This window comes from Acidimicrobiales bacterium, from assembly GCA_036273495.1.
Taxonomy (GTDB): domain Bacteria; phylum Actinomycetota; class Acidimicrobiia; order Acidimicrobiales; family JAJPHE01; genus DASSEU01.
In genome coordinates this window covers 1-5786 of sequence record DASUHN010000067.1, presented here as the reverse complement: position 1 = coordinate 5786, position 5786 = coordinate 1, and the positions used below count along the sequence as shown (strand labels likewise).

Sequence of the window (5786 nt, the reverse complement as noted above, 5' to 3'; positions counted from 1 at the left end):
GAGATGGACGACCTCGTGACCCTGCCCGGCGTGGGGCGCAAGACCGCCAACGTGGTGCGCAGCGTGGCCTTCGGGCTGCCCGGCCTGCCGGTCGACACCCACGTGCTGCGCCTGTCGCGCAAGCTGGGCCTGACCACCGAGACCGACCCGGTGAAGGTCGAGATGGACCTCAACGCCATGGTGCCGGCGCCCGAGCGCGGGGCCCTCAGCCTGCGCCTGATCCTGCACGGGCGGCGGGTGTGCGTGGCCCGCAAGCCCCGGTGCGCGGACTGCGTGCTCAACGACTTCTGCCCCTCGGCCGAGCTCCCGGGGAACAAAACCGTTCGGGGTGTGCGTTAACCGGATCAACGGAGACAGGTACCCGCCACCTGACCTCCGCCATAGAGCCGATCCGGGATCCGCCGCCCGGACCGCTCCGCCGGCGGCGCCTCTTTGCGGGCGCCGCTCGGCGCGTACGGGCGGGCTCAGCGGGACGCCAGGTCGGCCGCCTTTCCCAGCCGCCGGGCGGCGTTGACCAGCTGGCGCTCCACCGCGTACAGGTCCCCGGCCAGGTCCTCGCGCCGCTCGGAGGCGTAGGAGTCGGCGATGGCCGTCACCCGCTTGGTGATCTCCTCGAGCCCGGTGAGGATCGAGCTGAGCTCGGCGGCGCTGGTCATCAACTCATCATTCCAGCCCCAACCCGGCGAAGCGGCCTATTCGAAGGACCCCTCCCCCCTGCCCCATTACCATCGTTCGTTCCATGCTCCGCCGACTCGACCTGCGCGGCCGGGCCGCGGACCTGACCACCGGGCTGCCCCGGCCGGCGGCGGCGTCGGACCCTCCGATCGACGCGGTGCGGGCCATCATCCGGGAGGTCCGGGAGGGTGGGGACCGGGCCCTGCGCGAGCTGACCGCCCGGTTCGACAAGGTCGAGATCGACGAGCTGGCCGTGCCCCCCGAGGAGTGGGACGCCGCCCTCGCGTCCCTTCCGCCGCTGCTGCGCGAGGCCCTGGAGGCGGCCCGGGCCAACGTGGCCGCCTACCACCGGGCCCAGAAGCCGGAGGACACCCGCTACGAGCGCGACGGGGTGGTCGTCAGGGAGGTGATGCGCCCCGTCGACCGGGCCGGGTTGTACGTGCCGGGAGGGCGGGCCGTGTACCCCTCGACGGTGATCATGACGGCGGTGCCGGCCCGGGTGGCGGGCGTGGGGGAGCTGGTCCTCTGCGTGCCGCCGGGCCCCGACGGCAACGTCCCCACCCCGACCCTGGCGGCGGCCGCCCTGGCCGGGGTGGACCGGGTGTACCGCGTGGGCGGGGCCCAGGCCGTCGCCGCCATGGCCTACGGGACCGAGTCGGTCCCGGCGGTCGACGTGATCGTGGGGCCGGGGAACATCTACGTCTCGCTCGCCAAGCAGGAGGTGGCGGGGGTGGTGGGGATCCCCAACGGCTTCGCCGGGCCGTCGGAGGTGGTGGTGGTGGCCGACGACACCACGCCGGTGGACTACGCCGCCGTCGACGTGGTGGTCCAGGCCGAGCACGGCCCCGACGGGCTGGCCTGGCTGGTGACCTGGTCGGAGGCGACGGCCGACGCCGTCACCGCCGCGGTGGAGCGGCTGGTCTCGGAGGCGCCCCGGCGCGAGGAGATCGAGTCGACGTTGCGCGACGGGGGCTACGCGGTGGTGGTCGACGGGCCCGAGGAGGCCATGGCCGTGGCCAACGCCATTGCCCCCGAGCACCTGCAGCTGATGAACGCCGACCCCGATCTGCTTCTGCCGCTGGTGCGCTCGGCGGGAGCGGTGTTCACCGGGGCCCATGCCCCGGCCAGCGTCGGGGACTACATCGCCGGGCCCAGCCACGTGCTGCCCACCTACGGAACGGCGCGCTTCACCGGCGGCCTGGGCGTCGACGACTTCCTCAAGAAGGTGCACGTGGTCACGCTCGACCAGGCGACGCTCGGCCGGCTGGCGCCGCACGTGGCCGCCATCGCCGACGCCGAGGGGCTGTCGGCCCACGCCGCGTCGGTCCGGATCAGGTGGGTGCCGTGACGAGGTGGGTGCCATGACGAGGTGGGTGCCATGACGAGCTCGATCCCGGTGCGCCCCGACCTGGCCCTGATGGCGGGCTACCACTCCCCCCAGGTCGAGGTGTCGGTGCGGCTCAACACCAACGAGGCGCCCCTGCCCCCGCCCGACGGGTTTGCCGACGCGCTGGCCGAAGAGGTGCGCACGATCCCGTTCCACCGCTACCCCGACCGCAAGGCGCGCGCCCTGCGGGCCGGCCTGGCCGACCTGCACGGAGTCGACGCCGCCCAGGTGTTCTGTGCCAACGGCTCCAACGAGGTGCTGCAGTGCCTGCTGCTCGCGGTCGGCGGCCCGGGCCGGCGGGTGGCGCTGTTCGAGCCGACCTACCAGTTGCACGCCCACATCGCCCGCATCACCGGGACCGAGGTGGTCACGGGGCGGCGGGGGGCCGATTTCCGGCTCGATCTCGCCGAGGTGGGCCGCGTCATCGACGCCTTCGACCCGGTGGTCACGTTCCTGTGCAGCCCCAACAACCCGACCGGGCGGGCCGAGCCGCGCGAGGTGGTCGAGCAGGTGGTGGCCCAGGCCCCGGGGCTGGTGGTGGTGGACGAGGCGTACGGCCAGTTCGCCCCGTGGTCGGCCGTGCCGCTGGTGAGTGACGAGGGCCGGGTGGTCGTGGTGCGGACCTTCTCCAAGACGTGGTCGATGGCGGCCAACCGGCTGGGCTACCTGATCGGGCCGCCGGCGCTGGTGGAGGCGCTGGAGGACGTGGCCCTGCCGTACCACCTGGACGCCATGAAGCAGGCGGCGGGCCGGATAGCCCTGCGCTTCCGGGGGGAGATGGAGTCCCGGGTGGCGGGCATCGTCGAGGAGCGGGGCCGGCTGGCCGGCGCCCTCGCCGACCTGCCGGTCGAGTCGTGGCCGTCCGACGCCAACTTCATCCTGTTCCGTCCGGTGGCCCGTCACGCCACCGCAGTGTGGGAGGGGCTGGTGGACAGATCGGTGCTGGTGCGCGACTGCAGCACGTGGCCGGGCCTCGACGGGTGCCTGCGCGTCACCGTGGGCACGCCGGCCGAGAACACCGCCTTCCTGAAGGCGCTGGCCGAGGTGCTGTCGTGACCGCCGGGGCCCGGCGGTCCGAGCGCCGGCGGGAGACGAAGGAGACGACGATCGCCGTGGAGCTCGACCTGGACGGTGCCGGCGCCGGCTCGGCCACCACCGGGCTCCCGTTCTTCGACCACATGCTGGCCCAGCGGGGCCGCCACGGCGGCGTCGACCTGCGCGTCGAGGCCAGCGGGGACCTGGCCGTCGACGCCCACCACACCGTGGAGGACGTCGGCATCGTCGTGGGCCAGGCCCTGGCCGGGGCCCTGGGGGACAAGGCCGGGATCCGCCGCTTCGGGTCGGTGTCGCTGCCGCTCGACGAGGCCCTGGTCGACGTGGCCCTCGACCTGTCGGGGCGCCCGTACCTGGTGTACGAGGTGGAGGTGGCGCCCGACGCCCTGGCCCTCGGGGACCCGCCGTTCGAGGCCCAGCTGGCCGAGGAGTTCTGGCGGGCCTTCGCCACGGCCGGCAACCTCACCCTGCACATCCGCCTGCGCAGCGGGCGCAACACCCACCACATCCTCGAGGCGTCGTTCAAGGGCGTGGCGCGCGCCCTGCGCGACGCGGTCCGGGTCGAGGGGGCGGGGGTGCCGTCGACCAAGGGCACGCTGTGAGGCCGGCGCGGTGATCGCCGTCCTCGACTACGGGATCGGCAACCTGCGCTCCGCCGAGAAGGCCCTGCAGCGGGTCGGCGGGGACGCCCACCTGGTGTCCGACCCCGACCAGGCCATGGCCGCGGACGCCGTGGTGCTTCCGGGAGTCGGGGCGTTCGGGCGCTGCATGACCGCCCTGCGCGCCACCGGCCTCGACAAGGTGGCGGTGGCGGCGGTCGACAACGGGCTTCCGTTCCTCGGGATCTGCATCGGGCTGCAGGTGCTCTACGACGGATCGGAGGAGGACCCCGGCGCGCGCGGCCTCGGGCTGATCCGGGGCACGGTCCGGGCCCTGCCCGAGGGCCAGAAGCACCCGCAGATGCAGTGGAACCGGGTGCAGGTGTCGGGGACGGCGAGCGGGCTGTTCGCCGGGTGCGCCGAGGAGCCGTGGCTGTACTTCGTGCACTCCTTCGCCCCCGAGCCGACCCCCGAGGTCGTGGCCACGTGCGACTACGGCGGTCCGGTCGTGGCGGCGGTGGAGCAGGGCCCGTTGTGGGCCACCCAGTTCCACCCCGAGAAGTCGGGCGAGGCGGGCCTGGCCGTGCTGGGAAACTTCGTGGCCGCCGTCGCCGCGGTGGGCGCCGGCGCCGCCGGCACCCGCTGAGGCGGGCCGGCGTGGATCTGTACCCGGCCATCGACCTGCGGGGCGGGCGTTGCGTGCGCCTGGCCCAGGGGGACTTCTCCCGCGAGACGGTCTACAGGGACGACCCGGTGGCGGTGGCCCGCTCGTTCGCGGCGGCGGGGGCGCCGTGGATCCACGTCGTCGACCTCGACGCCGCCCTCACCGGCACGGCGGTGAACGCCGATGTGATCGGCGCCGTGGCCCGCAGCGTCGACGTGCCGGTGCAGGCGGGGGGAGGGGTGCGCTCGGAGGAGGCCGCCGCCTCGCTCCTGGCCGCCGGGGTCAGCCGGGTCGTGGTCGGCACGGCGGCCCTGTCCGAGCCCGGTCTGGTCCGGCGCCTGACCGGCGCCCATCCCGGTGCCGTGGCGGTCGGGCTCGACCACAAGCGGGGCGAGGTCGTCGTCCGGGGCTGGACCGAGGGCTCGGGCCGCGACCTCCTCGCCGTGGTGGCCGAGCTCGAGGACGCCGGGGCGGTGGCGTTCGTGGTCACCGACGTCGAGCGCGACGGGATGCTCGAGGGTCCCGACCGCCCCGGGCTGGCCACGGTGCTCGGGGCCACCACCGTGGACGTGATCGCGTCGGGCGGAGTGTCGGGAGCCGACGACGTGCGCGCCCTGGCGGGGCTGGAGGCGGGGGGGCGCCGGCTCTCGGGCGTGATCGTCGGGCGGGCCCTCTACGAGGGCCGCCTCACCGTCGAGGAGGGGGTGGCGGCGTGCGCACGGTGAGGGTGATCCCCTGCCTCGACGTCGACGCCGGGCGCGTCGTGAAGGGCGTCAACTTCGTCGGGCTGCGCGACGCCGGGGATCCGGTAGAGCTGGCCGCCCGCTACGACGCCGAGGGTGCCGACGAGGTCGTCTTCCTCGACATCACCGCCTCCTCCGACCACCGCCGGACGATGGTCGACGTGGTGCGGGCCACCGCCGACCAGGTGTTCATCCCCCTCACCGTGGGGGGCGGGGTCCGCGCCGTCGACGACGGGCGCGACCTCCTGCGCGCCGGCGCCGACAAGGTGGCGGTCAACACCGCCGCGGTCGAGCGGCCCCATCTGGTGCACGAGCTGGCGGTGGAGTTCGGGGCCCAGTGCGTGGTCGTGGCCGTCGACGCCCGCCGCTCCGGCCCGGCCGGATCGGGCCGGTTCGAGGTGTACACCCACGGCGGGCGGCGCCCCACGGGGATCGACGCCGTGACGTGGGTGCGCATCTGTCAGCGCCTCGGGGCGGGGGAGATCCTCCTCACGAGCATGGACCGCGACGGCACGCGGGACGGCTTCGACCTCGAGCTGACGCGTGCGGTAGTCGACGCGTGCAGCATCCCGGTGGTCGCCAGCGGGGGGGTCGGCACCCTGCAGCACCTCGTCGACGGCGCCGTCGAGGGTGGTGCCGACGCCGTGCTGGCGGCGTCGATCTTC

General features: G+C 74.6%; 8 protein-coding genes. 7 read left to right on the top strand and 1 reads right to left on the bottom strand.

All coding sequences use genetic code 11. The features are described from left to right. Positions 1–339: endonuclease III (locus tag VFW24_02630; protein ID HEX5265643.1), on the top strand; the 339-nt coding region annotated here is incomplete at its 5' end. Positions 340–464: 125 nt separating this feature from the next. Here VFW24_02630 and VFW24_02625 read toward each other — a convergent pair. Continuing rightward, a complete protein-coding gene (locus VFW24_02625; GenBank protein HEX5265642.1) occupies positions 465–656 on the bottom strand; it encodes a hypothetical protein in 192 nt (63 codons plus the stop codon). Positions 657–739: 83 nt separating this feature from the next. Between VFW24_02625 and hisD the strand changes: the two genes are divergently transcribed. The 6 genes from hisD to hisF form a co-directional block, all read left to right on the top strand. Next, on the top strand, positions 740–2023 hold the full coding sequence (hisD, locus tag VFW24_02620) for a histidinol dehydrogenase (GenBank protein HEX5265641.1): 1284 nt from the start codon (positions 740–742) through the stop codon (positions 2021–2023). A 30-nt stretch (positions 2024–2053) separates the two neighbouring features. Beyond that, on the top strand, positions 2054–3118 hold the full coding sequence (gene hisC, locus VFW24_02615) for a histidinol-phosphate transaminase (GenBank protein ID HEX5265640.1): 1065 nt from the start codon (positions 2054–2056) through the stop codon (positions 3116–3118). Beyond that, on the top strand, positions 3115–3717 hold the full coding sequence (hisB, locus tag VFW24_02610) for an imidazoleglycerol-phosphate dehydratase HisB (GenBank protein HEX5265639.1): 603 nt from the start codon (positions 3115–3117) through the stop codon (positions 3715–3717). Before hisC ends, hisB begins: the two co-directional genes overlap by 4 nt. Positions 3718–3727: 10 nt before the next feature. Then, positions 3728–4360, top strand: a complete 633-nt coding sequence (gene hisH, locus VFW24_02605) for an imidazole glycerol phosphate synthase subunit HisH (GenBank protein ID HEX5265638.1) — start codon at positions 3728–3730, stop codon at positions 4358–4360. Between the two features lie 11 nt (positions 4361–4371). Next, positions 4372–5103 (top strand): 1-(5-phosphoribosyl)-5-[(5-phosphoribosylamino)methylideneamino]imidazole-4-carboxamide isomerase, encoded by a 732-nt coding sequence (hisA, locus tag VFW24_02600; GenBank protein ID HEX5265637.1) that lies wholly within the window; start codon positions 4372–4374, stop codon positions 5101–5103. Further along, positions 5091–5786, top strand: a 696-nt coding sequence (gene hisF / locus VFW24_02595; GenBank protein ID HEX5265636.1) for an imidazole glycerol phosphate synthase subunit HisF, incomplete at its 3' end; no start/stop codon positions are given. The genes hisA and hisF, both read left to right, overlap by 13 nt.

Coding starts and splice junctions, on each gene's coding strand:
- hisC (HEX5265640.1), top strand. CDS start 2,054: ATGACGAGCTCGATCCCGGTGCGCCCCGACCTGGCCCTGATGGCGGGC.
- hisD (HEX5265641.1), top strand. CDS start 740: ATGCTCCGCCGACTCGACCTGCGCGGCCGGGCCGCGGACCTGACCACC.
- VFW24_02625 (HEX5265642.1), bottom strand. CDS start 656: ATGACCAGCGCCGCCGAGCTCAGCTCGATCCTCACCGGGCTCGAGGAG.